This is a genomic window from Mycobacterium fragae (genome assembly GCF_002102185.1).
In the GTDB taxonomy this organism is placed as follows: domain Bacteria; phylum Actinomycetota; class Actinomycetes; order Mycobacteriales; family Mycobacteriaceae; genus Mycobacterium; species Mycobacterium fragae.
Window position 1 is genome coordinate 202,926 of sequence record NZ_LQOW01000026.1, and the last position, 25,695, is coordinate 228,620.

At 65.4% G+C, this 25,695-nt stretch carries 28 protein-coding genes and 1 pseudogene; 14 read left to right on the forward strand and 15 right to left on the reverse strand.

All coding sequences use genetic code 11. The features are described 5' to 3' along the window. Window positions 1-18: 18 nt before the first annotated feature. Window positions 19-930 (reverse strand): alpha/beta hydrolase, encoded by a 912-nt coding sequence (locus AWC06_RS15410; RefSeq protein ID WP_085198854.1) that lies wholly within the window; start codon window positions 928-930, stop codon window positions 19-21. A 58-nt stretch (window positions 931-988) separates the two neighbouring features. Between AWC06_RS15410 and AWC06_RS15415 the strand changes: the two genes are divergently transcribed. Both AWC06_RS15415 and AWC06_RS15420 read left to right on the forward strand, forming a co-directional pair. Then, entirely contained in the window at window positions 989-1,618 is a 630-nt protein-coding gene (locus tag AWC06_RS15415) for a TetR/AcrR family transcriptional regulator (RefSeq protein WP_085198855.1), read from the forward strand. A gap of 38 nt (window positions 1,619-1,656) precedes the next feature. Then, window positions 1,657-3,048 carry an APC family permease gene (locus AWC06_RS15420; RefSeq protein ID WP_085199037.1) on the forward strand — a complete coding sequence of 464 codons (1,392 nt, stop codon included), beginning with the start codon at window positions 1,657-1,659 and terminating at the stop codon, window positions 3,046-3,048. Here AWC06_RS15420 and AWC06_RS15425 read toward each other — a convergent pair. Then, complete coding sequence (locus AWC06_RS15425) at window positions 2,984-3,841, reverse strand: DUF429 domain-containing protein (protein WP_085198856.1); 858 nt, start codon at window positions 3,839-3,841, stop codon at window positions 2,984-2,986. The genes AWC06_RS15420 and AWC06_RS15425 overlap by 65 nt on opposite strands. Before the next feature lie 41 nt (window positions 3,842-3,882). Here AWC06_RS15425 and purB point away from each other — a divergent pair, with 41 nt between their 5' ends. The 3 genes from purB to AWC06_RS15440 are packed head-to-tail and all read left to right on the forward strand — an operon-like array spanning window position 3,883 to window position 7,534. Beyond that, the gene (purB, locus tag AWC06_RS15430; protein ID WP_085199036.1) at window positions 3,883-5,301 is read left to right on the forward strand and encodes an adenylosuccinate lyase; all 1,419 of its coding nucleotides are present in this window, start codon (window positions 3,883-3,885) and stop codon (window positions 5,299-5,301) included. Further along, window positions 5,298-6,545, forward strand: coding sequence for a cytochrome P450 (locus AWC06_RS15435; protein WP_085198857.1), 1,248 nt, complete (start codon window positions 5,298-5,300; stop codon window positions 6,543-6,545). Before purB ends, AWC06_RS15435 begins: the two co-directional genes overlap by 4 nt. Further along, window positions 6,542-7,534 carry a tellurite resistance/C4-dicarboxylate transporter family protein gene (locus AWC06_RS15440; protein ID WP_085198858.1) on the forward strand — a complete coding sequence of 331 codons (993 nt, stop codon included), beginning with the start codon at window positions 6,542-6,544 and terminating at the stop codon, window positions 7,532-7,534. The genes AWC06_RS15435 and AWC06_RS15440 overlap by 4 nt, the downstream gene beginning before the upstream one ends. A gap of 7 nt (window positions 7,535-7,541) precedes the next feature. Here AWC06_RS15440 and AWC06_RS15445 read toward each other — a convergent pair whose 3' ends face one another. Further along, window positions 7,542-8,399 carry a type IV toxin-antitoxin system AbiEi family antitoxin domain-containing protein gene (locus tag AWC06_RS15445; RefSeq protein ID WP_085198859.1) on the reverse strand — a complete coding sequence of 286 codons (858 nt, stop codon included), beginning with the start codon at window positions 8,397-8,399 and terminating at the stop codon, window positions 7,542-7,544. Window positions 8,400-8,460: 61 nt separating this feature from the next. Continuing rightward, window positions 8,461-9,093: a hypothetical protein gene (locus AWC06_RS15450; RefSeq protein WP_085198860.1), complete on the reverse strand. Its 633-nt coding sequence runs from the start codon at window positions 9,091-9,093 to the stop codon at window positions 8,461-8,463. 62 nt (window positions 9,094-9,155) lie between these two features. On the opposite strand from AWC06_RS15450, the gene AWC06_RS15455 reads away from it, so the two are divergent. Both AWC06_RS15455 and AWC06_RS15460 read left to right on the forward strand, forming a co-directional pair. Further along, window positions 9,156-10,049: a phosphoribosylaminoimidazolesuccinocarboxamide synthase gene (locus AWC06_RS15455; RefSeq protein WP_085198861.1), complete on the forward strand. Its 894-nt coding sequence runs from the start codon at window positions 9,156-9,158 to the stop codon at window positions 10,047-10,049. Beyond that, the gene (locus tag AWC06_RS15460; protein WP_085198862.1) at window positions 10,046-12,193 is read left to right on the forward strand and encodes a S9 family peptidase; all 2,148 of its coding nucleotides are present in this window, start codon (window positions 10,046-10,048) and stop codon (window positions 12,191-12,193) included. Before AWC06_RS15455 ends, AWC06_RS15460 begins: the two co-directional genes overlap by 4 nt. Here the strand turns inward: AWC06_RS15460 and AWC06_RS15465 are convergent. Then, entirely contained in the window at window positions 12,122-12,568 is a 447-nt protein-coding gene (locus tag AWC06_RS15465) for a DoxX family protein (protein WP_085198863.1), read from the reverse strand. The two genes, AWC06_RS15460 and AWC06_RS15465, sit on opposite strands and share 72 nt — an antisense overlap. A 92-nt stretch (window positions 12,569-12,660) precedes the next feature. On the opposite strand from AWC06_RS15465, the gene AWC06_RS15470 reads away from it, so the two are divergent. After that, window positions 12,661-13,224, forward strand: a complete 564-nt coding sequence (locus tag AWC06_RS15470; RefSeq protein ID WP_085198864.1) for a TetR/AcrR family transcriptional regulator — start codon at window positions 12,661-12,663, stop codon at window positions 13,222-13,224. On the opposite strand, the gene AWC06_RS15475 is transcribed toward AWC06_RS15470, so the two are convergent. Further along, a complete protein-coding gene (locus tag AWC06_RS15475; protein ID WP_372457992.1) occupies window positions 13,225-14,808 on the reverse strand; it encodes a DHA2 family efflux MFS transporter permease subunit in 1,584 nt (527 codons plus the stop codon). Window positions 14,809-14,891: 83 nt separating this feature from the next. Between AWC06_RS15475 and AWC06_RS15480 the strand changes: the two genes are divergently transcribed. The 3 genes from AWC06_RS15480 (at window position 14,892) to AWC06_RS15490 (ending at window position 17,845) form a co-directional block, all read left to right on the forward strand. Further along, complete coding sequence (locus AWC06_RS15480) at window positions 14,892-15,380, forward strand: glutathione peroxidase (RefSeq protein WP_085198865.1); 489 nt, start codon at window positions 14,892-14,894, stop codon at window positions 15,378-15,380. A gap of 80 nt (window positions 15,381-15,460) precedes the next feature. Further along, complete coding sequence (locus AWC06_RS15485; protein WP_085198866.1) at window positions 15,461-16,165, forward strand: DUF2334 domain-containing protein; 705 nt, start codon at window positions 15,461-15,463, stop codon at window positions 16,163-16,165. A gap of 27 nt (window positions 16,166-16,192) precedes the next feature. Beyond that, window positions 16,193-17,845, forward strand: a complete 1,653-nt coding sequence (locus tag AWC06_RS15490) for an FAD-binding dehydrogenase (protein WP_085198867.1) — start codon at window positions 16,193-16,195, stop codon at window positions 17,843-17,845. Between the two features lie 14 nt (window positions 17,846-17,859). Here AWC06_RS15490 and AWC06_RS15495 read toward each other — a convergent pair whose 3' ends face one another. After that, window positions 17,860-18,498, reverse strand: coding sequence for an MBL fold metallo-hydrolase (locus AWC06_RS15495; RefSeq protein ID WP_085198868.1), 639 nt, complete (start codon window positions 18,496-18,498; stop codon window positions 17,860-17,862). A gap of 32 nt (window positions 18,499-18,530) precedes the next feature. Here AWC06_RS15495 and AWC06_RS15500 point away from each other — a divergent pair, with 32 nt between their 5' ends. The 3 genes from AWC06_RS15500 to purQ all read left to right on the forward strand — a co-directional run bounded on the left by AWC06_RS15500 (window position 18,531) and on the right by purQ (window position 20,178). Then, a complete protein-coding gene (locus AWC06_RS15500) occupies window positions 18,531-19,205 on the forward strand; it encodes an ATPase (RefSeq protein ID WP_085198869.1) in 675 nt (224 codons plus the stop codon). 62 nt (window positions 19,206-19,267) lie between these two features. After that, window positions 19,268-19,507 carry a phosphoribosylformylglycinamidine synthase subunit PurS gene (gene purS, locus AWC06_RS15505; protein WP_085198870.1) on the forward strand — a complete coding sequence of 80 codons (240 nt, stop codon included), beginning with the start codon at window positions 19,268-19,270 and terminating at the stop codon, window positions 19,505-19,507. Then, window positions 19,504-20,178 (forward strand): phosphoribosylformylglycinamidine synthase subunit PurQ, encoded by a 675-nt coding sequence (gene purQ / locus AWC06_RS15510; protein ID WP_085198871.1) that lies wholly within the window; start codon window positions 19,504-19,506, stop codon window positions 20,176-20,178. The genes purS and purQ overlap by 4 nt, the downstream gene beginning before the upstream one ends. Here purQ and AWC06_RS15515 read toward each other — a convergent pair. From AWC06_RS15515 to AWC06_RS23900, 8 genes and pseudogenes are all read right to left on the reverse strand, one after another. Beyond that, window positions 20,145-20,771 carry a methylated-DNA--[protein]-cysteine S-methyltransferase gene (locus AWC06_RS15515; protein WP_085198872.1) on the reverse strand — a complete coding sequence of 209 codons (627 nt, stop codon included), beginning with the start codon at window positions 20,769-20,771 and terminating at the stop codon, window positions 20,145-20,147. The two genes, purQ and AWC06_RS15515, sit on opposite strands and share 34 nt — an antisense overlap. Beyond that, entirely contained in the window at window positions 20,768-21,241 is a 474-nt protein-coding gene (locus tag AWC06_RS15520) for an RNA polymerase sigma factor (protein WP_085198873.1), read from the reverse strand. Before AWC06_RS15520 ends, AWC06_RS15515 begins: the two co-directional genes overlap by 4 nt. Further along, window positions 21,238-21,747, reverse strand: coding sequence for a methylated-DNA--[protein]-cysteine S-methyltransferase (locus AWC06_RS15525; RefSeq protein WP_085198874.1), 510 nt, complete (start codon window positions 21,745-21,747; stop codon window positions 21,238-21,240). Before AWC06_RS15525 ends, AWC06_RS15520 begins: the two co-directional genes overlap by 4 nt. 78 nt (window positions 21,748-21,825) lie before the next feature. After that, complete coding sequence (locus tag AWC06_RS15530) at window positions 21,826-22,509, reverse strand: haloacid dehalogenase type II (RefSeq protein WP_085198875.1); 684 nt, start codon at window positions 22,507-22,509, stop codon at window positions 21,826-21,828. Window positions 22,510-22,543: 34 nt separating this feature from the next. Next, window positions 22,544-22,975: a VOC family protein gene (locus tag AWC06_RS15535; RefSeq protein ID WP_085198876.1), complete on the reverse strand. Its 432-nt coding sequence runs from the start codon at window positions 22,973-22,975 to the stop codon at window positions 22,544-22,546. Next, window positions 22,975-23,853, reverse strand: coding sequence for a DUF427 domain-containing protein (locus AWC06_RS15540; protein WP_085198877.1), 879 nt, complete (start codon window positions 23,851-23,853; stop codon window positions 22,975-22,977). The genes AWC06_RS15535 and AWC06_RS15540 overlap by 1 nt, the downstream gene beginning before the upstream one ends. Window positions 23,854-23,956: 103 nt before the next feature. Beyond that, window positions 23,957-24,931 carry a zinc-binding alcohol dehydrogenase family protein gene (locus AWC06_RS23895; protein ID WP_169715366.1) on the reverse strand — a complete coding sequence of 325 codons (975 nt, stop codon included), beginning with the start codon at window positions 24,929-24,931 and terminating at the stop codon, window positions 23,957-23,959. Window positions 24,932-25,333: 402 nt separating this feature from the next. Then, window positions 25,334-25,603: pseudogene (locus AWC06_RS23900) on the reverse strand (TMEM175 family protein); the annotation flags it as partial. Between the last annotated feature and the right edge of the window lie 92 nt (window positions 25,604-25,695).

Genomic DNA, 25,695 nt, shown 5'->3' on the forward strand with positions numbered 1-25,695 from the left:
GTCGACGGGCGAATAGCTTTACGCAGCCAGAAGCGGTGCAATCCAGGTCAGCTCGGCGGGTAGCTGCGCGCTCCAGAAAGACGCGTCGTGCCCGCCCGGGGAAAACCCGCCCGACGGCGGATGGGGCAGCTGAGCCACGAATTGCCGTGTCGCGCTGTAAAACGGATCGCTGTTACCGCAGTCCACCCTGATCGGAATGGAGCCCAATGCGGGCATCCCGAATACCGAGTTCGCAGAAAAGTCATCGGGGCCGTCGAACGCGCCCGGCGCGGCCGCACCGGGGGACATCCACAGCGCCGGGCTCACCGCGCAGATCGCCGCAGTGCGGGCCGGCCCCAGCCGGCCGCCGAGCAGTAATCCGCCGTAGCCGCCCATCGACCAGCCCAGAAACGCCACCCGCGAGGTATCCAGACCCTTTCCATCCAGCATCGGGATGAGCTCGTTCAGCACCATTGCGCCCGAATCCTCGCCGGAACCCCTTTTGTGCCAGTAACTTCCGCCGCCGTCGACGGCAACCACCGCGAACGGCGGCAGGCCGGCGTCCACGGCTTGGGCCAGGCCCTGCTCCACGCCGCCGGCCATCACACTGGCCGCATCACTGCCCTTGCCGTGCAGCGCGATGACCGGCCGCAGTGCCTTGGTCTGACCCGGTGGCCGCGCGATCGCCCAATTGGTGGCGATCCCGCCGCGTGCCGCCGACACGAATGAACCGGTCGTCATTGTCGGAGCTGCCGCGGGCGCCGGAGCCGGCTCGCGTGGCGTCGGCGGTGCGAGCGGCACGCCGCTGCCCGTCATCGTCACCGGTGCGCTCACCGCGGGCCGCGCGGGAAGCAGCCTGTCCAGCGCATAGGCGCCGAGCGCTCCGGCGGCCGCACCGGCGCCGAGGCGCAGCACAGCGCGACGGCTCAAGTCAGGCATGCGGGCCATCATAAGAGGCCCGAAAGGGCTTTGTCCGAAAGGGCAATGCGGCACCAGGTCGACTGGCAGCATGACAGTGGTGACGGCAGCTGTCACTCCCAAGGGTGAACGTCGACGGTTCGCGCTGGTCAGCGCCGCCGCGGAGCTGCTGTGCGAAGGCGGATTCGAGGCCGTCCGGCACCGGGCGGTGGCCCGCCGCGCCGGTCTGCCGCTGGCGTCGACCACCTATTACTTCTCGTCGCTCGACGACCTCATCGCCAGCGCGGTCGCCCATGTCGGGATGCTCGAGGTGGCGCAGCTGCGGGCCAAGGTCGCCAGCCTGTCCCGTCGCCGCCGCGGCCCCGAGACAACCGCCGACGTGCTGGTCGACCTGCTCATCGGTGACGAATCGGGCCCACGGCTCACCGAACAACTGATCTCGCGCTACGAGCGCTACATCGCATGTGCCCGGCTGTCCGCGCTACGCGATATCCAACGGCGCAACCTGCGCCAGCGCGTCGAAGCCATTGCCGACGCGGTCGAGCGGTCCGGACGCTCGGTGCGCCTCGAGCTGATTTCGGCGTTGATTTGCGCGGTCGACGGCGCGGTCGTGTCCGCCTTGGTCGACGACCGACTGGATCCGCGGGTTGCTGCTCGTGCCACAGTGATCGACATCATCGACGTGTTGGCGCCCTTCGACCGTCGACCCGTACAGATTTGACCGAGACGGTCGAGCGGCAGCCACGACTGCGCCGGGTGATGGGACCCGGAATGCTGCTGCTGTTCATCGTCGGTGACATCCTGGGCACCGGCGTGTACGCGCTGATCGGTGACGTGGCGGCCGAAGTCGGTGGCGCAGCATGGGTTCCGTTTCTGCTGGCCTTCCTGATCGCGGCGATGACCGCGCTCAGCTACCTGGAACTGGTCACCAAATACCCGCAGGCGGCAGGGGCGGCGCTGTACGCGCAGAAGGCCTTCGACAACCAGTTCTTCACCTTCGCGGTGGCCTTCGTGGTGATGAGCGCCGCAATCACCTCGGCGTCGACCGCGGCGCGGTTTTTCGCGGCCAACTTCTTTACCGCATTCCATTTCGATTGGGGCACAACAGGCATCGTCGTCATTGCCATGCTGTTCGTTGCGCTGTTGGCCGCGGTGAATCTGCGCGGCGTGGGCGAGAGCGTAAAACTCAACGTCGGACTCACCTGCATCGAGGTCAGCGGGCTGCTTCTGGTGATTTTCGTCGGCCTGTGGGCTGTCGCGGGCAGCGAACACGTCGACTATTCCCGCATGGTCGCCTTCGATACCGGCGACAAGAATCTGTTTTTGGCCCTCACCACCGCGACGTCGTTGGCCTTCTTTGCGATGACCGGTTTCGAGGACTCGGTCAACATGGCCGAAGAAACCAAGAACCCGGTCAAAACCTTTCCGAAGGTTCTGCTGTCGGGGCTGAGCATCACCGGCGTTGTCTACATGATCGTGGCAATCGTGGCCGTCGCACTCGTGCCGGTCCCGGCCCTGAAGGCCAGCGAGACCCCGCTCGTCGAGGTGGTTCAGATCGGGGCGCCCGGCTTGCCGATCAAAGACATACTGCCGTTCATCTCGATGGTGGCGGTCTCCAACACCGCCTTGATCAGCATGCTGATGTCGAGCCGCTTGATCTATGGGATGGCGCGCCAGCGGGTGCTGCCACCGATTCTCGGCACGGTCAGCCCGGCCCGTAGGGCGCCGTGGGTCGCGATCCTGTTCACCACGACAATCGCGCTGGGCCAGATCCTCTATGTCACCGCGTTCGCCAACACCGACGCCATCGAGGTGCTCGGCGGTACGACGTCGCTGCTGTTGCTGGCGGTGTTCGCGACGGTCAACGTCGCGGTGCTGGTGCTGCGCCGCGACGTGCGAGCCCCCCGTAAAAAACTCAGCCACTTCAGGACCCCGACCGCGTTGCCGGTCATCGGCTGTTTGGCTTCTCTGTATCTGGTGACGCCGCTGTCCGGCCGCCCCGGCCAGCAATACCTGTTGGCCGGCATCTTGATCGCGACCGGCGTGGTGCTCTCGGGAGTGACTCTGCTGGTCACCCGTCGGCGCGCTAACCGTCGAGCTGTCGACGGATCGCGGTCAGCATCCGCTGCGCCTCCTCGAGAAGCGCAGTGACCTGCGCGAGACGCTGGCGCAGTTCCTCGTTGTCCGGCGCTGCGGGCGCACGCCGACGTGGTGCAGGCGCCAGATCCGGTGGCAGCGTCGGCGTGATGATGTAGCCGGTCGCGAAGTCGCCGTAGACGGTGACGTCTTCGGGCCGGTGATACCAATACAGCGCGACGTACGCGCAAATCACGGCGTCGACGGGATCTTCGTCTCTGTCCAGCTGCCCGGGTCGCGTCGCGGCGGCAACCCGTTTGCGCAACTCCACCCAGGACACATTGTGATTCACCCGCAGCCGCGGCGTCGCCTTGTCGAGCCCCTCGATCAGGGTCATCAACTGCAGCAGGTCACGCTGCCGATCCTCGAACGCGCCCCGCTTGTACTTCAGGGTCTTCGGTAACCCGAACAACGCGATCGTCGCGGGGTGAGGATAGACCTCGATCGCCCGTCGCATCGACCTCGATGCGGGATCGACGTCGAGACCGAGCGCCGTCGCGATCTGGGCGCCGCGGGGACTGCTGAATTCCGGCTTTTCGGTGTATGCGGGACGAGCTCCCGCCTCGAACCGCTGGAAGTCGTGGTTGAGCGCGGTCTCGCAAGGCCGGTATCCGGTTGGGTTCTTCACGATCAGCGGCGCATCGATCGCCACCAAACAGTCGTCGCTGACATACCGCGCCACCGCATCTTCGATGCTGATGTCGTCTTGCGCGGTCCCGATGTGAAGGAGCCGGCCGCCGGAATCGACAGCTGCCACGCCGGTGTGGTGTTTCTCGCCCCAGGCGAGATCGAGCCCAACGAAGTGCATGCGCCTACTGTGCCTGATCCGTCGCCGTAAGCTGTGTGTTCGTGACGATCCCCAATGTTCTGGCCGGCCGCTACGCCAGCGACGAAATGGTCGCGATCTGGTCGCCGGAAGCCAAAGTGGTCGCCGAGCGGCGGTTATGGCTGGCGGTGCTGCGGGCGCAGGCGGAACTGGGCGTGGACGTGCCCGCGGTGGCGATCGCTGACTACGAACGGGTGCTCGACGACGTCGACCTGGCCTCGATCAGCGCCCGCGAGCGGGTGCTGCGCCATGACGTCAAGGCCCGCATTGAGGAATTCAACGCGCTGGCCGGCCACGAGCAGGTGCACAAGGGCATGACCAGCCGCGATCTCACCGAGAACGTGGAGCAGCTGCAGATCCGCCGGTCGCTGGAACTGGTGTTCTCCCACGGCGTCGCGGTGGTGGCCCGGCTGGCCGAGCGAGCCGTGAACTACCGCGATCTGGTGATGGCCGGGCGCAGTCACAATGTCGCCGCGCAGCCCACCACGTTGGGCAAGCGCTTCGCCAGCGCGGCGCAGGAGACCCTGCTCGCGTTGACCCGGCTACGAGAGTTGATCGACCAGTATCCGCTGCGCGGCATCAAAGGACCGATGGGCACCGCACAGGACATGCTCGACCTGCTCGGCGGTGATGCCGCGAAGTTTGCCGAACTCGAGCGGCGCGTCGCGGACTTCCTGGGATTCACAACGGTTTTGAGCAGCGTCGGGCAGGTATATCCGCGTTCCCTGGACCACGATGTGGTCTCCGCGTTGGTGCAGCTGGGCGCCGGGCCGTCATCGCTGGCGCACAGCATCCGGCTGATGGCCGGGCACGACCTGGTCACCGAGGGTTTCGCGCCGGGCCAGGTGGGCTCGTCGGCGATGCCACACAAGATGAATACTCGCAGTTGCGAGCGGATCAACGGGCTGCAGGTGGTCCTGCGCGGCTACGCGTCGATGGTCGCCGAACTGGCCGGGGCGCAGTGGAATGAGGGCGACGTGTCGTGCTCGGTGGTGCGCCGGGTGGCGTTGCCGGACAGCTTCTTCGCCGTCGACGGGCAGATCGAGACGATGCTGACGGTGCTCGACGAGTTCGGCGCCTACCCCGCGGTCATCCAGCGCGAGCTGGAGCGCTACCTGCCATTTCTGGCCACCACCAAAGTGTTGATCGCCGCGGTGCGTGCCGGTTTGGGCCGAGAGGCCGCGCACGAGGTGATCCGTGAGCACGCCGTGGCGGCCGCGCTGGCGATGCGGGAACACGGCACCGAGCCCGACCTTTTGGACCGGCTTGCGGCCGACCCCCGGCTGCCGCTGGACCGGGCCGCACTCGACGCCGCACTGGCCGACAAGCAGGCATTCGTCGGAGCCGCCGGCGACCAGATCGACGCGGTGGCCGCCGCGGTGGACGCACTGGTCGCCCGCTATCCGGATGCCGCCAAGTACACGCCGGGGGAGATCCTGTGACTCTGGCCGGCGCGCTTTCAAGCATCGACTTCACCGATCTGGACAACTTCGCCAACGGTTTTCCGCACGACTTGTTCGCCCTGCATCGGCGTGAGGCGCCGGTGTACTGGCACAAACCGACCGACAACACCCCCGACGGAGAGGGCTTCTGGTCCGTCGCCACCTACCCGGAAACCATTGAGGTGCTGCGTGATCCGGTGACGTACTCGTCGGTCACCGGGGGGAAGCGACCGTTCGGCGGAACGCTGCTGCAGGACCTGGCCATCGCGGGCCAGGTGCTCAACATGATGGACGACCCGCGGCACTCGAAGATCCGGCGACTCGTCAGCTCGGGGCTGACACCGCGGATGATTCGGCGAGTCGAAGACGACCTGCGGGCCCGGGCGCGACGGCTGCTGGGCGCCGTGGTGCCGGGCGATCCGTTCGACTTCCTGGTTGACATCGCCGCCGAACTGCCGATGCAGATGATCTGCATCTTGCTGGGAGTGCCTGAATCCGAACGACATTGGCTGTTCGAGGCCATCGAGCCGCAGTTCGACTTCGGCGGTTCGCGCAAGGCGTCGCTTTCGCAGCTGTCTGTCGAAGAGGCCAGCTCGCGGATGTACACGTACGGCCAGGAGTTGATTGCATCGAAGCGTGCCGAACCGACCGACGACATGTTGTCGGTAGTGGCGAACGCCATGCTCGACGATGCAGAAGAGCCGGCCCTGTCGGATCTCGAGGTGTACCTGTTTTTCAGCCTGCTGTTCAGCGCCGGGGCCGAGACGACGCGCAACGCGGTCGGTGGCGGGCTGCTGGCCCTGGCCGAGCACCCGGAGCAATTGCGTGCGCTGCGTGACGATCTCGACATGCTGCCGACCGCAGTCGAGGAGATGGTTCGGTGGACCTCGCCCTCGCCGTCCAAGCGGCGCACGGCCACCCGCGACGTCACGCTGGGCGGACAGGCGATCCAAGCGGGACAGAAGGTCCAGATCTGGGAGGGCTCGGCCAACCGAGATGCCAGCGTGTTCGACCGTGCCGACGAGTTCGACATCCGCCGTAAACCCAACCCGCATCTGGGCTTTGGCCAGGGCGTGCACTACTGCCTGGGCGCCAACCTGGCTCGGCTGGAGCTACGGGTCCTATTCGAGGAACTGCTCTCGCGCTTCGGTTCCGTGCGCGTCGTGCAGCCCGTCGAATGGACTCGCAGCAACCGGCACACCGGCATCCGGCATCTGGTCGTCGAGTTGCTCGGCGATTCGTGAAGATTCGGCTCTCCGATATCGAGCCGACGCCGGATGTATTCGCCGCGGTGATGGCTACCGGCATCCTGTCGATCGCCGCGCGTAATCACCACTACACCACGCTCAGCGACACGCTGGGCGTCGTGGCCTCGGTCGGACTCGTGGTCCTCGTTGTGGTTGTCATTGTCGCCGCCGTCGCGAAAAGCCGAATGGTGTTCTGGGACTTCAGAGATCCCGATGTCGGGCTGCGGTTGTTCACGTTCGTGGCCGCGTGCGCGGTGCTCGACAGCCGGTTGTCGTCCAATGTGGTGGTGCTGTGGATACTCGGCGTTGTTGCGCTGGCTGCTTGGCTGATCTTGATAGCGCTCACCGCACGCAATATGTGGGCGCACCGCTGGGTGTCGTTGCGAGACCATGCTCACGGCGCGTGGGAGCTGGCCAGTGTGGGCACCTCGGGCTTGGCCATCGTGATGGCGGAGGCGTCCTACTACATCGGTCACCGTTGGTGGCTCGTGGTCGCGGTGCCGATCTGGTTGGCGGCGATCGGTACCTACGCCCTGATGACCTGGCTGATCCTGTGGCGCGCCATCGCCGAGCGGCAGGACCGCGACGGCATCGAGCCCGACAGCTGGATCATGATGGGCGGCCTGGCGATTGCGACGCTGGCCGGCGATCATCTCGAACCGCAGCTCTCCGGATGGCTGGCCGCGGCGGTGCAGGCAGTAACCGTGGTGACCTGGGTGGCGGCCACGCTGTGGATACCGCCGCTGATCTACTTCGGGCTCCACCGCATCAGCCGCCGGCCTGAGGTGCTGCAGTTCGCCGGGGTCTGGTGGTCGCTGGTGTTCCCGCTGGGCATGTATTCCGCGGCCACCCACGCCATGGCCGACGAACTCGGTGTGCGGGCGATGCAGACGGTGTCGTTGGTTTTCTTCTGGAACGCCTTCGCGGTGTGGCTGATTGTGGTGGTCGCCGGTCTTCTGCGATTTCGGCGCGCTTTCTTGCGCTGAGCGACCATTATCGCGCCGAAATCGCAGAACGGATCTGGGCGAGGACTCGCTGCGGATACTCGACGAGGTCCAGCCAGGTGAAACGCAGTACGTGCCAGCCAAGCAGGGAGATAGCGTTCTGTCGCTCTCGGTCCTGCTGAAAATCTTCCCTGTCGCTATGGAAGGCCCAGCTGTCGACTTCAATGGCGACCTTGGCTTCCGGGAATGCGACATCGACGCGGTATCGGCCGACCGGATAATTGGCGACCCATCCCGTAATGCCCGCATCGCGCAGTAACTTCACGAGCAGCCGCTCGGCGTGCGAGCGCGCCCCGTCGCTGGCTGCTTGCAGCATCCGCCGAGCGGCCGGCGAGCCGTAGCGTCCTTTGTTGCGTAGGTGTGCACGCCATAGCTCAGGCAACTCCGCGCAGCGTTGCAGCGCTCGGTCCATGACCGCGGGGCCGCCGCCGCGGCGCGCCGCCGCTTCCACCACCGTCAACGCGAGGCCGGTAACCCGTAACCCTCTGCGTTCCACGATGTCGGCCGGCGCGAGGTCGCGCCGTCTGACCCGGATGCCCCGACGTGCCCGACCATGCGAATTCCGGGGCATGGTCACCTCGATGATCGTCGGCGTGAACGTGACAAGCTCATGCCACCAAGCGGCGGTCAGGCCGCTCGCCACGGCTTTTTGACCGTAACTCCACACTGCCGCCCGGATCCGCGTAGCGGTGGTAAACGGTCGGTCGTCGACGAAGTACACACCCGGGCCACAGCGACGCCAGTGTCCGGATCGCAACCGTCGGCTGATCGCAGCGTCGCTCAGTCCGCAGCCGGTGGCCTGCGAACGGGTGATCAGGCCGTCCTGACGGCGCAGAAAATCGTCCACATTAGACGGACGCAGTCGTCACGTCTCGCGTTGCAAGCGATTTCGGCGCGATTATCGTCGCTCAGCGCACAGATCCGCGCCGAAATCCCCGGATGCCCGCCGACCGCACCTCGATCCCGGCCAATCCATGGATGGCCTCGGCATCCTCACGGCGCCATGCACCGACCGGGTCGGCGCTCACGGCGGTGAGCCGGCGCAGCGGCCGGTTGGCCAACGCCCGCAGCGCCAGCAGCTGTTCGCCGGCCGGTGTGGTGGCGAGGGCGGTGACTGTCCATTTGCGTCGGAAAAACCGCAGCCGCAGCACCAACCAGGGCACCACCAGCGCGAGGGCCGGCGGCGCGGCAACCGCCATGGCAAGCACCACCGCCAGCCAGGTCGCGGTGGTGTCCAGGTTGTGCCCGGCACCGGCGATGTCGAGGGCCGCCTTACTGGCCGCGGTGAGCGGCTTGCTGACAGCATCGCCCACCAGCGGGATGCGATCAGCGCTATGGCCGGCCGACTCGAGGTTGTGGGCGACGCCGCTCGCACCGTGATCGAGTTGGTGTCCCACCCCGGCGATGGTGGATACCGCGTGGTGTACGGCCAAACCGACGAGCACCCACACAAACGTCCATATGACGACGGCGACGTCGCTGAACAACTGGGCCAGCAGCCGGCCGGGGGTAGCGGCGTAGGGGACAATGCGCGATCTCATAGCCCCGATCCCAGCACAGCAGACCTTCCAGGTCTGCATTGTCGCCCGGCTACGCTGGCCCGGTGCGTCCCGCTCTATCCGACTATCGGCACCTGGCCAGCGGCAAGGTCCGTGAGCTCTACCGCGTCGACGACAAGCACCTGTTGTTTGTCGCGACCGATCGGATTTCGGCGTTCGACTATGTGCTCGACAGCACGATTCCCGACAAAGGCCGCATTCTGACCGCGATGAGCGTGTTCTTCTTCGACTTCGTCGAGGCGCCCAACCACCTGGCCGGCCCGGCCGACGATCCGCGCATCCCCGACGAGGTCCTCGGTCGCGCGCTGGTGGTGCGAGAGCTCCAGATGCTCCCGGTGGAATGTGTTGCCCGCGGCTACCTGACCGGCTCCGGGTTGTTGGACTACCAGAAGACCGGCAAACTCTGTGGTATCCCGTTGCCGCCAGGGCTGGTCGAGGCCAGCAAGTTCTCCACACCGCTGTTCACCCCGGCGACGAAAGCCGAACTGGGACAGCATGATGAGAACATCCCGTTCGCCCGGGTGATCGAGATGCTGGGTGCGGTCCGCGCCAATCAGTTGCGAGATCGTACGCTGCAGATCTATGTGCAGGCCGCCGATCACGCACTGCGGAGGGGAATCATCATCGCCGACACCAAATTCGAGTTCGGGATCGACGCCCACGACAACCTGGTGCTCGCCGACGAAGTCTTCACACCCGACTCCTCGCGGTACTGGCCGGCCGACGAATACCGGGCCGGGGTGGTGCAGACGAGTTTCGACAAGCAGTTCGTCCGTAACTGGCTGACCAGTCCCGAGTCCGGCTGGGACCGCGCTGGATCGGTGCCTCCGCCGCCGCTGCCGCAGAGCATCATCGACGCCACCCGCGCCCGCTATATCGAGGCCTACGAACGTATTTCCGGGCGATCGTTCGACGACTGGATCGGGCCACGGGCATGAGCGACTCGATCAAGCCGCCAGTCGCCAAACGGGTGGAGAGCCGGCGAGAGTTTCACGGCGACGTCTTCCTCGATCCGTACGAATGGCTGCGTGACAAGTCCAACCCGGAAGTGACCGCGCACCTGGAAGCCGAGAATGACTACGCCGACCGGACCACTGCCCGGCTTGAGCCGTTGCGGCAGAAGATTTTCGACGAGATCAAGGCACGGACCAAGGAAACCGACCTATCGGTGCCGATCCGGCGCGGTGACTGGTGGTACTACGCCCGCAGCTTCGAGGGAAAGCAATATGGTGTCCAATGCCGTTGCCCGGTAACTGACCCCGATGACTGGCATCCGCCGATCTTCGACGAGCACACCGAGATCCCCGGCGAACAGGTGCTGCTCGACGAGAACGTCGAAGCCGAGGGCCACGAGTTCTTTTCGCTGGGCGCAGCCAGTGTCAGCCCCGACGGCAATGTGCTTGCGTACTCCGTCGACGTGGTCGGCGATGAACGGTATACGTTGCGGTTCAAAGACCTACGCACCTTCGAGCAGTACCCAGATGAGATAGTCGGCATCGGCGCGGGCGCGACCTGGGCCACCGACAACAAAACCGTCTACTACACCACGCTGGACGCGGCTTGGCGACCGGATGCGGTGTGGCGGCATCGGCTCGCCTCAGGTTTGCCGGCCGAGAAGGTGTATCACGAACCCGATGAGCGGTTCTGGCTTGCGGTGGGGCGCACCCGCAGCGACGCGTACATACTGATCGTGTCGGGGTCGGCCATCACCTCGGAGATTCGCTACGCGGACGCTGCCGATCCGCACGCGGAATTCGCTACCGTGTTGCCCCGTCGTGACGGCGTGGAGTATTCGGTGGAACACGCGGTCGTCGGCGGCGAAGACCGATTTTTGATACTGCACAACGACGGCGCGGTGAACTTCACGCTGGTCGAGGCTCCGGTCGGCGACCCCGCCGCGCAACGCATCCTGATCGGCCACCGGGACGACGTCCGGCTCGACGCCGTCGACGCCTTCGCCGGACATCTGGTGGTCAGCTACCGCCGTGAGGCGCTGCCGCGAATCCAGCTGTGGCCCATCGAGGGCGACGTCTATGGACGGCCCGAAGAGATCACTTTCGAGTCCGAGTTGATGTCAACAGGGCTGGGTGCCAACCCGAACTGGGACTCACCCAAGCTGCGGATCGGTGCGGGTTCATTTGTCACCCCCGTACAGATCTACGACTTGGACCTGATCAGCGGCGAGCGCACACTTCTGCGTGAGCAGCCGGTGCTCGGCGACTACCGCCGCGAGGACTACGTCGAACGTCGCGATTGGGCATACGGATCCGACGGCGCCCGGATTCCGATCTCGATCGTGCACCGCGTCGACATTGAATTTCCCGCCCCGGCCCTGCTTTACGGCTACGGCGCATACGAGATTTGCGAGGACCCACGCTTCTCCATTCCCAGGCTGTCGCTGCTGGACCGCGGGATGGTTTTCGTCATCGCGCATGTCCGCGGCGGTGGCGAGATGGGCCGCCTGTGGTACGAGCACGGCAAGCTGTTGGAGAAGAAGAACACCTTCACCGACTTCGTCGCTGTCGCAAACCATCTGGTGAATTCCGGGCTGACTGGGCCAGAGCAGCTGGTGGCACAGGGTGGCAGCGCGGGCGGCTTGCTGATGGGTGCGGTCGCCAACCTGGCACCCGATCTCTTCGCCGGAATCCTGGCGCAAGTACCGTTCGTCGACCCGCTCACCACCATTTTGGATCCATCGCTGCCGCTGACCGTTACCGAGTGGGATGAATGGGGGAACCCGTTGAAAGATCGCGACGTCTACCACTACGTGAAGTCGTATTCACCGTACGAGAACGTCGCCGCCCGAAAGTATCCACCGATTCTTGCGATGACTTCCCTCAACGACACCCGGGTGTACTACGTCGAGCCTGCGAAGTGGGTTGCGGCGTTGCGGCACAGCAAAACCGACGGTAATCCCGTGCTGTTGAAGACTCAGATGGCTGCCGGCCACGGTGGTATCAGCGGGCGCTACGAGCGCTGGAAAGAGGTGGCGTTCCAATACGCCTGGGTGTTAGCTGCTGCCGATCGCGACCACTATGGCAGCGGCCAGGTAGACGATCTCCTCAGCGGTGCGCAGGGGTAGCTGCGTCGTCATCGACTTGGGCGGATCCGGCATCCGCGCCGCGTAGACGTTGGCCGGAAACATCCCCAGCATCAATAGCAGCAGGCAAACGGCTGCCGGAGTGCGGGTGACCGGAAGCAGCAGGCCGACGGCGCCAAGGAACTCCAGTACGCCGGTGATGGTGACCAGCAGACCTCGCGCCGGCAGCTGCGGCGGCACGATCGCAATCAAGTCGCCGCGCAGCGGCGCCACGAAGTGGGCGACCGCGGTCAGGACGAACATCGCCGCCAGCCCGACGGCGATCGCTTTGATCCAGCCGTCCACATAGTGGACGCCGAGCCAGCCGACGATCCGGGCGACGATGCTTCCCGCCACCAAGGTGATCAACGGAGCCATCTCCGCCTCCAATCTAGACGATGACAAGTTTTGTACCGACCAGCGTAAGCGCGGAACTAGTCAGTGTCAAGTTAGTCCGCTATGCTGGGGTTATGACTCGACCGACCTACCACCACGGCCACCTGCGGGCGGCCATCCTGACCGAGGCGGCGCGGCTGGTGGCCGAACGGGGCGCCGACCGGGTGTCACTGCGCGAGTTGGCCCGGGAGGCGGGCGTATCGCATGCCGCGCCTGCGCACCACTTCAGCGACCGGCGGGGCCTGTTCACCGCGCTGGCCGCGCAAGGGTTCGAGCTACTGGCCGCCGCGCTGAACAATGCCCGCCCCAGATTCCTCGATGCCGCGCTGGCGTACGTGCGGTTTGCCATCGACCATCCCGGCCACTACCGGGTTATGTTCGACAAGTCGCTGCTCGACGCCTCCAACCCCGACCTGGCCGCCGCCGAGGCGGCTGCCGGCGCTGAGCTTTCCCGGGGGGTGGCGTCGCTGGGCGACCGACACGCCAAAGCCGATCCCGCCGGTGCGGAGCTGGCGGCTTGGTCGCTGGTGCACGGGTTTTCGATGCTGTGGCTCAATGACGCGGTGGACGCTCGCACAAAGGCCGCCGATCCGATGGCCAGCGTGGAGCGGATCGCGACGATGCTGTTCGACGACTGATCAGGCAATCATTGGCGGCTGGTCGGCCGCAACCGGTCTCTTGGGCAGAAACGCCGCCGGGATGACCGCCAACATCGCCAGCACAGCAGCCACCACAAACACCGCGGTGTAAGCGTGTGACAAGTCGTGCAAAACGTTACTCATGAAGTCGGGGGGGAGGGCCCGCCCGGGATATGGCGTCGGGGCAGGCACCACCCCATGTCGCGCAGCGCCCTGTTGCAGCATCGCGAGTTTGTTTGCCGCGGAGATGTTTTTGCTGTGATTGAACTCGTTGGTCAGGATTACCGACATCAATGCCGAGCTGATCGCCCCGGCCACTTGGAGATTGACGTTGATCAGCGCCGAACCCCGCGCGATCTGATGCCGAGCCAGCGACTGCACCGCGGCCGCCGCCAGCGGCATCGTCGTGCAACCCAGGCCCATGCCCATCAACACCAGCCCCACCAGCAGAACCGGTAAGTAGCTCGCCTGGGTCCAGACGCCGTATCCAAAGGTGGCCATACCCGCGGCGATCAGGCTGACGCCGACGAGCACGATCTTGTCCGGACCACGCCTGTCCAACAACGTACCGGCAATCGGCATGGCCACCATTGCGCCGAGCCGCTCGGGCATCATATGGATCCCGGACTGCAGCGGCGTTTGATGCAGCAGCTGTTGAAAACAGCTCGGGATAAGCAGCCCAGCGCCGAAAAGCGCTGCCGCGGAAAGCAACATCGCCATGTTGGCGGCGGTGACTTCCCGGTTCTTGAACAGCCGCAGGTCGATCAGTGGGTGGTCTGCACGGTACAACGCGTGCAACACGAACGCGGTGATCAGCACCAGACCGATGGCTGCCGGCATCCACACATGGCGGTCGGCCACCGTGCCGCGGCCGGGTATGGATGACACGCCGTACAGCAACGTCGCCAGGCCGGGCGAGAGCAGCAGCATGCCGACGAAGTCGAATGCCTCCGACGGTGTCCCACGATCCCGGGGGAAGACGATCGCCGCCAGGATGAATGCGGTTACGCCGATCGGCAGATTGATCCGGAAGATCCACTCCCAGCTGTAAGTATCGATCAGCCAGCCGCCCAGAATCGGCCCGCAGACCGGGCCGAGCAGCATCGGTATCCCCAGCACCGCCATCAGCCGGCCGATCCGTTTCGGACCTGCCTCGCGGGTCAGGATCGTGAACGCAAGCGGCATCAGCATGCCGCCGCCGAGGCCCTGCACCACCCGAAATGCGATGAGAAGCGTAATATTTGGCGCCATCGCGCATAGCAACGAGCCGGCGGTGAACGCCAGCAGTGAGCCCATGAACAGCCGCTTGGTGCCGAATCGGTCGGCCGCCCAACCGGCCAGTGGGATCACGGTGGCCAGCGCGAGCGTGTAGCCGGTCATCGTCCAGGCGACGACGGCCTGAGTGGACGCGAACTCGGCGATGAAGGTGCGCTGGGCGACACCCACAACCGTGCTGTCCATGATCGCCATCACCATGGCAAGGACGGCCACGCCGGCTATCCGGAGCAGGCGGGCGTCGAGCGTGTCCGGATAGGTCGATTCGTCGTCGGTCACCCGCTGCTCCCGGCGGTACGGGGTATCCACGTGATCGACCACGGGATCAGCCTAAACGACAAACTAGATAGCCCATTGAGCTACTTTGCCCTGGGCAAGTAACGTCTGGGGTCATGACCGTGACCGAAATCGCGTTGACCACCCTCGATGGCCGTCCGATGTCGCTGGCCGATTACGGCGATCGCGCCGTGCTGGTCGTCAACGTGGCCTCCAAATGCGGGCTGACACCGCAGTACAGTGCGCTGGAAAAGCTTGCCCGGAACTACGCCGAGCGCGGGCTGACGGTGCTCGGAGTTCCGTGCAACCAGTTCATGGGTCAGGAGCCCGGCACCGCCGAAGAGATCCAGAACTTCTGTTCCACGACCTATGGTGTGACGTTTCCACTGTTAGCCAAGACCGAGGTCAACGGGCCGGGCCGGCATCCGCTGTATGCGGAACTGACCAAGACACCCGACGCGGGCGGACAGGCCGGCGACGTGCAATGGAACTTCGAGAAGTTTTTGATCGCCCCTGGTGGAACAGTGGTCAACCGGTTTCGCCCCCGAACGGTGCCCGACGCGCCCGAGGTCATCGCCGCGATCGAGGCCGTGTTGCCGAATTAGCTGGTCGCAACGACCGGCTCGATGCCTGGTGTCTGCATGGATGTCACCATTTGGACACCTGGCATCGTCAAAATTGTGGTGTGTCTGGGAAATTGATCGTCTCGGTCTCCGAGATCGGTGAACGCACCCTCGCCGACGTCGACGCCTTCTGCGCGGAGATGGACGCCAGGGCGGTGCCGGTGTCGTTGCTGGTGGCGCCGCGCCTCAAAGGCGGCTACCGGCTTGACCGTGATCCGCGCACCATCGAGTGGTTGGCTGACCGCCGCGCCGGTGGTGACGCCATCGTGCTGCACGGCTACGACCAGGCCGCCACCAAAAAGCGCCGCGGCGAGTTCGCGGCCCTGCCGGCGCATGAGGCCAATCTGCGGCTGATGGCCGCCGACCGCGTGCTCGAGCACGTCGGACTGCGCACCCGGCTGTTCGCGGCACCGCGCTGGAATGTCTCGCACGGCACAGTCAAGGCATTGCCGCGCAATGGTTTTCGACTGCTGGCCGACCTGCACGGAATCACCGACTTGGTCCGGGACACCACTGTGCGTGCCCGGGTGTTGGGCATCGGCGAAGGCTTCCTGTCCGAGCCGTGGTGGTGCCGGATGCTGGTGCTCTCGGCCGAACGCGTCGCCCGACGTGGTGGCATCGTCCGGGTCGCGGTGGCAGCCCATCATCTGCGTAAGCCTGGGCCGCTACAAGCGATGCTGGACGCGGTCGACCTCGCGCAGATGCATGGCTGCACACCGACCGTCTACCAGTGGCGGGCCGATCACGCGGTGCTCGACGCCGCCTGATCACTGAGGTCGCTACTGTGTAGCGCCATGAGTGATACCCGAGCTGATGTCATCGTCGTCGGGGCGGGCCTGGCCGGCCTGGTGGCCGCCTGCGAGGTGGTGGACCGCGGTCTGCGGGTGCTGATCGTCGATCAGGAGAACAGCGCGAACTTCGGGGGGCAGGCCTTCTGGTCGTTCGGCGGGTTGTTCTTCGTCGACAGCCCCGAACAGCGCCGCCTGGGTATCCGGGACAGTCATGAGCTCGCCCTTCAGGATTGGTTGGGTACCGCGGCGTTTGACCGGCCCGAGGACTACTGGCCGAAGCAATGGGCCCATGCCTACGTCGATTTCGCGGCGGGCGAGAAACGAAGTTGGCTGCGGTCCCGAGGCCTGCGAATCTTTCCTCTGGTGGGTTGGGCCGAGCGCGGAGGTTATGACGCGCGCGGGCACGGCAATTCGGTGCCCCGGTTTCACATCACGTGGGGCACAGGGCCGGCGTTGGTGGATATTTTCGCGCGCCGGCTGCTGGGCCGGTCGACGGTGCATTTCGCGCACCGCCACCGGGTGGACGAGCTGATCGTCGAGGGCGAGGCGGTGACCGGGGTTCGGGGTAGCGTGCTGGAGCCTTCGGAGGAACCGCGCGGTGTGCCGTCGTCCCGGAAAGTGGTGGCGGAGTTCGAGTTCCACGCACCGGCGGTAGTCGTCACCAGCGGTGGTATCGGCGGCAACCATGACATGGTGCGGGCCAACTGGCCTCAGCGGATGGGCCGGGTCCCGGAGCAACTGCTCAGCGGGGTTCCGGCCCACGTCGACGGGCGGATGATAGGTATCGCCGAGAAGGCCGGCGCCCGGGTGATCAACCGCGACCGGATGTGGCATTACACGGAGGGCATCACCAACTATGACCCTGTCTGGCCGCGGCATGGCATCCGGATCATTCCGGGGCCGTCTTCACTGTGGCTGGACGCCAACGGCAAGCGCCTGCCGGCGCCGCTGTATCCGGGCTTCGACACGCTCGGCACGCTGGAGTACATCGCCAGGTCGGGCCAGGACTACACCTGGTTCGTGTTGAACGCCAAGATCATTGAGAAGGAATTCGCGTTGTCCGGCCAGGAACAGAACCCTGATCTGACCGGCCGCAGTGTGCGTGAGTTGCTGCGCAATCGGGCGCGGTCGGGTGCACCGAGCCCGGTACAGGCGTTCGTCGATCGTGGCGTCGACTTCGTCAGCGCCGACTCGTTGCGCGAGTTGGTGTCCGCGATGAACAAGGCGCCCGGTGTGCTGCCACTGGACTACGCGACGGTGGCAGAGGAGGTCACCGCCCGCGACCGCGAAGTGGCCAACCGCTTCACCAAGGACAGCCAGATCACGGCGATCCGCGCTGCCCGCGGCTACCTGGGTGACCGACTCGGCCGAGTGGTGGCCCCGCACCGTCTGGCGGATCCCAAAGCGGGCCCGATGATCGCTGTCAAGTTACACATCCTGACACGAAAGACGTTGGGCGGGTTGGAGACTGACTTGGACTCACGCGTGCTGAAGGCCGATGGCACCCCGTTTGACGGGCTCTATGCCGCCGGCGAGGTGGCCGGTTTCGGCGGCGGCGGGGTACATGGTTACCGGGCCCTGGAGGGGACCTTCCTGGGCGGATGCATCTTCTCCGGTCGCGCCGCCGGCCGCGGCGCCGCCGGCGACATCGCCTAGTTCGGCTCCCGCGGTCAGAAGGTGACCGCGCTTTCTTCGGGCAGCACTTGGAAGTCGGTGTCGGTCATCTCGCTGAGCCGGCCGTAATAGATACCGCGGGCATCGGGAGCGATGATGCCCTGGTGGATGGGCACGGCGCGGGCCGGCGCCACCGCCCGCAAGTAGTCGACTGCCTCGGAGATCTTCATCCAGGGCGCCGCCGCGGGAGTGGCCAACACGTCCACCGGTTCGTCCGGGACAAACAGCGCGTCGCCGGGATGCATGAACCGCGCCGCATGGTCGCCGTCACCCACCAGGTACGAGATGTTATCCACCACTGGGATTTCCGGGTGGATGACGGCGTGACGGCCGCCCAGCGCGCGGATGGTCAGTTCGCCGACCGACAGCTCGTCGCCGACTTGCACCGGCCGGCAGGGTTCACCGAGTTGAGCGGCCGTCTGCGGGTCCGCATAGAGCGCAGCGTCCGGATTGGCCTCGCGTAGCGCGGGCAGTCGCGCCTGGTCCACGTGATCGGGGTGCTGATGGGTGATCATGATCGCGGACAGGCCGGCGATGCCCTCAAAACCGTGCGAGAAATTTCCCGGGTCGAACAAGACGGTGGTGTGGCCGAAGTCGGCGAGTAGACAGGAATGGCCGAAATGCGTGAGTTGCATGTCTACGATTGTGCGCTCAGGGGGTACCTGCAATGCGCGTAGTCCTGGCCACGATGTTGGTAGCAAGCGGCCTGGTGGCCGCGCGGGTGTCGGCGGTCGTCGCTCACGCCGATCCCGAGACCTGCCCGCCGGTATGCGACCGGATCCCGGACACGGCATGGATCGCCCCGTCGGCAATACCGCTGAACTCGACGTACCGCTGGCCGTCGTTGGCGGGGGCGGCGGTGCCGATGACCGGGACGACGTCACCGCGGTTCCGGTTCGAGGAGGTGTGTGCCGCCCCGGCGTTCGCCCAGGACACTCGCAACTCCGCGGTCGCGTCCCGCGCGACGGTGGCCAATCCGCAGGGACAATGGCAGCTGCAGGCCCAAATCCTGCACTGGCGCGGCGACACCTGGCTCGGCGGCCAGCTCGCATCCTCAGTTTTCAATGCTGCCGTCGCCGCCCTGCGCGGTTGCCAGCGCGGGGCGCCGGCCCAGTCCCCGTCGGTCACCACTGACGAGCCCAATCGGCTGGCCGCGGTGATCAGCGGCCCGGTGGTCATGCACACCTACCTGGTCTCGCACCCGCAGAGCAGCACACTCAGCGAACTGACACTGTGGTCGTCGGGGCCTCCCTCGGTGCCGTGGCCGGTGATCTCCGACTCCGGAGTCCTGGACGCAATGACGGGACCGGTATGTGCGGCCTACATCGCCTCGTGTCCGTAAGGCGACCTGGTCCGCTATCGGTAGAGTTGGCGCCGAAGCAGCAGATCACAGGAGGAGCGCCGGTGGCCCGGGTGGTAGTGCATGTGATGCCCAAGGCCGAGATTCTCGACCCGCAGGGTCAGGCGATTGTCGGCGCACTGAGTCGGCTAGGGCATGCCGGCGTCTCAGATGTACGGCAGGGCAAGCGTTTTGAGCTCGAAGTAGACGACAGTGTCGACGATTCTCAGCTTGCCGAGATCGCCGAATCTTTGTTGGCCAACACCGTGATCGAAGACTGGACCGTGAGCCGGGAACCGCAGTGACGGCACGTATAGGCGTCATCACCTTTCCGGGCACGCTGGACGACGTCGACGCCGCCCGCGCGGCGCGCTCCGTCGGCGCCGAGGCCGTCAGCCTGTGGCACGCCGATGCCGACCTCAAGGGTGTCGATGCGGTGGTGGTGCCTGGCGGGTTTTCCTACGGCGACTACCTGCGGGCCGGCGCCATCGCCCGGTTCGCACCAGTGATGGATGAAGTGATTGCCGCCGCCGGTCGCGGACTGCCGGTATTGGGTATTTGCAACGGTTTTCAAGTCTTGTGTGAGGCCGGGTTGTTGCCTGGTGCGCTGACCCGAAACGCCGGGCTGCATTTCGTGTGTCGAGACGTGTGGCTGCGGGTCGCGTCGACGGCGACGGCATGGACGTCGCGGTTCGAGCCGGACGCCGACCTGCTGGTCCCGCTGAAGTCCGGCGAGGGCCGCTATGTGGCGTCCGAGCGGGTGCTCGACGAGTTGGAAGGCGAAGGCCGAGTGGTGTTTCGATACCACGACAATGTCAACGGCTCGCTGCGCGACATCGCTGGCATCAGCTCAGCCAACGGGCGCGTCGTCGGGTTGATGCCGCATCCCGAGCATGCCATCGAAGCGCTGACCGGGCCGTCCGACGACGGCCTGGGTTTGTTCTATTCCGCGCTCGATTCTGTTCTGGCCGCATAACCTTCCAGATCGAGCAGCGCCCGCTTGGCAGCGGGGCCGCCCCGGTAGCTGCCAATCCTCCCGTCGGTGCGGATGACCCGATGGCACGGTACCACCACCGGGATGGGGTTGGTGGCGCAGGCCGTCCCGACAGCGCGAACAGCGTTGGGAGAACCGCAAAGTCGTGCCAGGGCGGCATAGCTGGCGGTGGTGCCGTAATCGACGTCGACTGCAAGATGACCCAGCACCGTGCGGCGAAATCCCTTGGACAGCTGCCAATCCAACGGGACATCAAATATGTGGCGGCGTCGGGAGAAATACTCGTCCAGTTGACGTGCAACGGCATCGAGACGTGACGGTGCCCGCAGCAGTCGTGAGCTGATGCGGTCGGCGAGGTCTTGCAGCACCGCGTCGTGTCCTTCGCTGCTGAATGCCACCCGCACCAGCCCGGCCGGTGTCGCGGCGATCAACAGTGGGCCAACAGGTGAGTCGACCGTCCGGTATGCGACGTCGAGCACATCGTGGGTGTCCGCGGCCGCTGCCAGACGTGCGTGCAGACGAGCGATGTCGTCGTCGTCGACCGGATACAGGGCGGAGAAGTCAACCGTGGTCATGATGGGGCTCCAGGTCGGTAGGTGCGTCGCAGCGTCGCGATCCCGTCCGCTGCTGCACGCCGCGCAGCGGAGGTGGTGCTGTCGAGTATCGCGGCGATCTCGGCGTAGGGGAGGCCGGCCAAGTAGTGGTAGGCCACCGCCTGTCGTTGTTTGGTGGGCAAAGCGGCGACCGCGTCGGTCAGGTCGAGCTGATGCTCGGCGCGGTCTCGCGATGGCGGTTCCGGCGGGTCCGGGACCGGTATTGCCCTTCGGGAGGTGGCGCGGATGATGTCGATTGCCTTGCGGTGGGCGATCGTGACCAGCCACGCCTCCAGGTTGGCGTCGGCGGGCAGGTCGGGATACGCCTTCATCGCCGCCAGGAAGGTGTCGGACCAGGCGTCGTCGGCATCGGCGTGGCCGAGGACCGCGCGAGCGACCCGCAGCACCGTCGCGCCGTGCTGGGCGACGACCTTCTCGAACGGCGGCTTCATCCAGGGATGGCCTTCTCCAGCTCGAGCAGGTATCGCTTGCGGTCCAGGCCGCCGGCGTAGCCGGTGAGTTTGCCCGTCGATCCGAGCACTCGATGGCAGGCGATGAAGATCGACAGCGGATTGTGGCCGACAAAACCACCGATGGCGCGTGCGCTGATGCCGCCGCCGACCATGCGAGCCAGTGCGCCGTAGGTCGTGGTCTGGCCGTAGGGGATCTCGGCGAGCAGCCGCCACACACGCCGGGCGCGCTCGCTGCCGCGTGGATCGAGCGGCAGGTTGAATTCCCGGCGCTCGCCGAGGAAGTACTCGGTCAGCTGGACGATGGCCTCATCGAATCCATGATCGTCGCCTGCGTCGACTCGTGGTCCGAACGATGCCGGATCCGGGCGGGTCCAGTGCCCGGGAAAATACAGACCGGTCAGGCCGTGATCGTCGCGCACCAGCGTCAATGGTCCGATCGGTGAGCCGACGATGACATGACGCGCCGAAGCGGTGGCTGACGACATGAGAACTCCTCCGGACATTTCGACTGAATTGCTATCTACTGAAGAAGACGTTTGACGCGCCGGGTTTGTGAGGTCGCCTTACGACGTGCATAGTTGCCGCGCCAAATCGCGCAGATCATTTGCGACGACGGTCGGCTGCGGCAAGCCCTGCACCGGCAGCGCCGCGTTGCCACGCCGGGTGATCAGCGCGCCGGCGAATCCGGCTGATTGCGCGCCGACGGTATCCCACGTGTGGGCAGCGACCATCATGCATTCGGCCGGTGTCACCTTGAGCTGCTCGCATACGTATCGGTAAACGGTGGGCGCGGGCTTGAAGGCGCGGCAGGCATCGACGCTGAACCGTTGCTCGAAGAACTCGGCCAACCCGGCGTGTTCCAGTGCGGTTGGACCGTCGGGGTTGGGCGGCGAGTTCGTCAGAGTGACTAAGCGAAAGCCGTTGTCGCGCAGCGCCCTGAGCCCGTCTTCGACATCGGGGTGCGCCGGCATCGTAAGCATGGCGTCCTTGAGGCTACGCGCGTCGTCGTCGGTGATATCCACGTCGTGGGTCCCGGCGAGCATCCGTAGCACTCCCTGGCCCAGGGTGGGGAAGTCGATGTAGCGGCCCGACAACGTCGTGGTCATCGAGTACATGACGAGTTGACCGAACCATTCGCGCAGTACCCGTGGATCGCCGAAGATGCGTTCGAAAATCGGCGCCATGGAATCGATGTCGATGAGTGTTTCGTTCACATCGAACACCAGAACTGACGGGGCGGCGGTCATCGTCCCATCATCCCCCAGGCCACCGAGCTAGCAGTCAGCTTGGCCGATAGCCTCGCTCCTGCAGCACCCACGCATTGCCGTCGAGATCACGAAAGTCGGCGAAACTCGCATAGTCGGCATGGTCCGGGTCGACGCCGTCGAGGAAGTCGCCGCGCCAGCCACCCTCGGTGTTCTTGTGGCGGATGTCGCTGACACTCACGCCGCGCTCGGTCAGTTCGCGGCGGCCGTTCTCGATGTCGGCCACAACGAGGTACAGGCCACGCACCGAACCGGCCGGCGCATCGGTCAATCCGACGCCGAATTGGATTGAGGTGCTTGACCCTTCCGGCGTGAGCTGAATGACGCGGAAGTCGGGTGTGGGTGCGTAGTCGACGTCGAGGTTGAATCCGACCTGGTCGCGATAGAACCGTAGTGCCTGATCCGGATCCGAGACCGGCAGAATCACGACTTCCAGCGATGCTTTCATCAGTGCTCCTGGTGAGAGCGGTTTTGCAGGATCTCGTCCGGGTCTAGTCCCCGATCAATGCCGTGCGAGACGACAGTCTGGCCGGGTTCGAGGTGCAGCTGGGTGTCGTCGAGGTAGACGTCGATCTTGTCGGGTTCGAATGACACCATGTTGCTCACCCGTCCCACCTCCGGCCAGGCGTGGGTGTAGGACCATGCCGCGCGTTTGTGGTTACCGACGTCGTAGTAGCTGGCGAGTCCCTTGTAAGGGCAGAATGTTTGTCCGTCAACGGATTCCAGCGCAGAGTCATCGACGTCCTCGCGCGGGACATACCAACGCGGTGCGAAACCGGATTCGTAGAGTGCCAGCGGCCGCCTTGTGTCGGCAACTACCCGATCTCCGTCGCGGACTACGAGGTGGCGTGTGGTCGACCGGATGTCAATGCGGTGATAGGCGTCTGTGGCGTGTCCGACGATGCGGTCATCTTCTTCGTAGAAGGCGTCCATTCCACGCCACGCAAACGCCACCCGCCCTTCCAGCGCGGCGGCGTACGACGGTAAGGCGGTGTAGCGCCAGGCGGCGTGGTTGGCCTTGCGGTCCGCCACCCCAACCGCGAACCATGCCACGGTCCCCAGCTCGGGATGCTCGGTGGTCCGGTCCTCCGCGAACAGGATGTTGGGCTGGATGTCCGTTTCTGGGAAGTAGGCCACCGGGTAACGGCCGGGTTCATGCAGGAGCACAACGTCGTCGCTGTCGACGATCCACTGGTCGGCGAAACGCACTCGCATCCGCCGCCGCAGCGGCTCGGCATAGAGGAGCCGCTCTGGCAGCGGCTCCGGTGTGAGGAAATGTCCTACCGACCCCGTGGCCAACGGGCCTTGTTGCCATGCCAAACCCATGCTGGTGTCCTTCCTTCCGAGGCCGCTATGGACTGGGACGCCCAACCCATAATTATGGGCTAGCCGGCCCAGAGGTGTCCAGAGGTTGGTGGCATGGGAGGACTCATTCGATGACGACAACCATCTTTCCGCCAGCTTCACCGGCCTCCATGATCCGGTGTGCTTCACGAATCTGCTCGAAGGAGAAGACTCGGGACGGATGCGCGTCGAGTTGGCCGTTGGCCACCTGCGCTGCGATGTCTTGCAGCGGCACGTCGGACAGCGGGAATCCGGGGCTACCGAACATAAAGCTGCCGAAGAAGGACCAATTCACGCCGCTTGGCATGCGTGCCAGCGGGTTGAAGTCGCCGATCGGGTCCAGGCCGCCAAGCCATCCCGCCAGACAGGCGGTGCCCCCGCGGCGCAGCAAGTCCAGCGAGTCGAGGATGGTGCTGTTGCCGACGAGGTCGAGCACGGCATCGATTTGTTTGGCTTCCGCGATTTGAGCAGCCAGCACAGGTGATTCCAACTCGACTCGTGCGGCGCCCAGTCGCTCGAGCATGGGAGAACGCGCGCGGCTGCGGGTCGTGGCGATGACGCGTGCGCCAGCGGCGACGGACAGTTTGAGCGCGGCCTGGCCCAACGACGATGTCGCCCCGCGTATCACCAGCGTTTGCCCTTTACCGAGTTTGAGGTTGCGGAACAGGCATGTCCATGCGACCGCGTAGGTTTCCGGTAGAGCCGCCAGTTGCGACCACGGCAGCTCGGAGTCGATGCAGGCGACGTTCGCCGCACGTACACGGGTGTATTCGGCGTAGCTGCCGTTGATGGTTCGTCCCAGCCCACCCATGAGTGCGGCCACCTTGGCGCCGACCGCGAACTCGCCGCCCGGGCAGGAGTCGACGGTGCCGACGCATTCGATGCCGCTGACTTCGGCGGCTTCTGGCCATTCCCCTCGGCGCATATGCATTTCGGCGTGGTTGATGCCGAACGCCCGGACTTTGATGACGACCTCGCCGTCCTTGGGTAGCGGTTTGGGGATCTCGGTGTAAACCAGGCTGTCGAGTCCGCCGAACTTCTCCAAGACGATCGCGCGCATGGTTTCCCCGCCTGGTTGCTCCCGCACCACCGCAGGCGCCGTGGCCAGGGAGTCGGGCGGCGGTGATGCCGCAGCTTCTGGACGCGAATCCGCGGTAACGCCAGGGAGATCCGGCCGTAGATAGCCGACCAGGCAGAGACAAATCAATGCCATGGCGATCACCGGCCATTTGAGCGCAACCAGGGCTGCCGCTGCGAACACGCCGATCGTCACAAACGATCTCATCCGCAGCAGCCGGCGCATGCGGCGCGAAATATCCTCATGGGCCGGTCGATCGATCGCTTCCCAACACAGCGCGACGTAGGTGATGTTCACCAGGACGAATACCGCCGCGTAGAGCGCCACCGGTGCAGCCGCCAGCCTGCGATCGGCGATCCACTCGGTCGTGAACGGAATCAGCGACACCGAGAACAGGTGCGCGAAGTTCGACCACACCAGCTGCGGCGTCGCCGCCTCCGCATAGCCGAACAAGTGATGGTGGTTGACCCAGACAATGGCGATGAACACGTAGCTGACGACATAGCTCAGACCCGTAGGCCACTGCGTGAATAAGGCACTGAAGCTGTCGGAGCTTGGCGGGATGAGCTTGAGAACCAGGATCGTGATGAGCACCGCGAACACACCGTCCGAGAAGGCTCTTACCCGGTCCGGACTAGTCTGTCGCGTAGCCACCGCTACTCCCTATCGCTCTAACCTTTGTCCCATGTTGGACCGCCTTCGAATGCTATAGAAGGGGTTTCTCGTGGGTTGGCCGCACGACAACG

What these genes read in the sequence shown, in the direction of transcription:
- AWC06_RS15525 (WP_085198874.1), bottom strand. Translation starts at nt 21,747, where the DNA reads ATGTCGTCAGCCACCGCTTCGGCGCGTCATGTCATCGTCGGCTCACCG.
- AWC06_RS15420 (WP_085199037.1), top strand. Translation starts at nt 1,657, where the DNA reads ATGGGACCCGGAATGCTGCTGCTGTTCATCGTCGGTGACATCCTGGGC.
- AWC06_RS15425 (WP_085198856.1), bottom strand. Translation starts at nt 3,841, where the DNA reads ATGCACTTCGTTGGGCTCGATCTCGCCTGGGGCGAGAAACACCACACC.
- AWC06_RS15480 (WP_085198865.1), top strand. Translation starts at nt 14,892, where the DNA reads ATGACCGTGACCGAAATCGCGTTGACCACCCTCGATGGCCGTCCGATG.
- AWC06_RS15515 (WP_085198872.1), bottom strand. Translation starts at nt 20,771, where the DNA reads ATGACCACGGTTGACTTCTCCGCCCTGTATCCGGTCGACGACGACGAC.
- AWC06_RS15520 (WP_085198873.1), bottom strand. Translation starts at nt 21,241, where the DNA reads ATGAAGCCGCCGTTCGAGAAGGTCGTCGCCCAGCACGGCGCGACGGTG.
- AWC06_RS15465 (WP_085198863.1), bottom strand. Translation starts at nt 12,568, where the DNA reads ATGGCTCCGTTGATCACCTTGGTGGCGGGAAGCATCGTCGCCCGGATC.
- AWC06_RS15410 (WP_085198854.1), bottom strand. Translation starts at nt 930, where the DNA reads ATGATGGCCCGCATGCCTGACTTGAGCCGTCGCGCTGTGCTGCGCCTC.
- AWC06_RS15540 (WP_085198877.1), bottom strand. Translation starts at nt 23,853, where the DNA reads ATGGGTTTGGCATGGCAACAAGGCCCGTTGGCCACGGGGTCGGTAGGA.
- AWC06_RS15530 (WP_085198875.1), bottom strand. Translation starts at nt 22,509, where the DNA reads ATGACCGCCGCCCCGTCAGTTCTGGTGTTCGATGTGAACGAAACACTC.
- AWC06_RS15495 (WP_085198868.1), bottom strand. Translation starts at nt 18,498, where the DNA reads ATGCAACTCACGCATTTCGGCCATTCCTGTCTACTCGCCGACTTCGGC.
- AWC06_RS15415 (WP_085198855.1), top strand. Translation starts at nt 989, where the DNA reads ATGACAGTGGTGACGGCAGCTGTCACTCCCAAGGGTGAACGTCGACGG.
- AWC06_RS23895 (WP_169715366.1), bottom strand. Translation starts at nt 24,931, where the DNA reads ATGCGCGCGATCGTCTTGGAGAAGTTCGGCGGACTCGACAGCCTGGTT.
- AWC06_RS15470 (WP_085198864.1), top strand. Translation starts at nt 12,661, where the DNA reads ATGACTCGACCGACCTACCACCACGGCCACCTGCGGGCGGCCATCCTG.
- AWC06_RS15500 (WP_085198869.1), top strand. Translation starts at nt 18,531, where the DNA reads ATGCGCGTAGTCCTGGCCACGATGTTGGTAGCAAGCGGCCTGGTGGCC.
- AWC06_RS15450 (WP_085198860.1), bottom strand. Translation starts at nt 9,093, where the DNA reads ATGAGATCGCGCATTGTCCCCTACGCCGCTACCCCCGGCCGGCTGCTG.
- AWC06_RS15460 (WP_085198862.1), top strand. Translation starts at nt 10,046, where the DNA reads ATGAGCGACTCGATCAAGCCGCCAGTCGCCAAACGGGTGGAGAGCCGG.
- AWC06_RS15535 (WP_085198876.1), bottom strand. Translation starts at nt 22,975, where the DNA reads ATGAAAGCATCGCTGGAAGTCGTGATTCTGCCGGTCTCGGATCCGGAT.
- AWC06_RS15490 (WP_085198867.1), top strand. Translation starts at nt 16,193, where the DNA reads ATGAGTGATACCCGAGCTGATGTCATCGTCGTCGGGGCGGGCCTGGCC.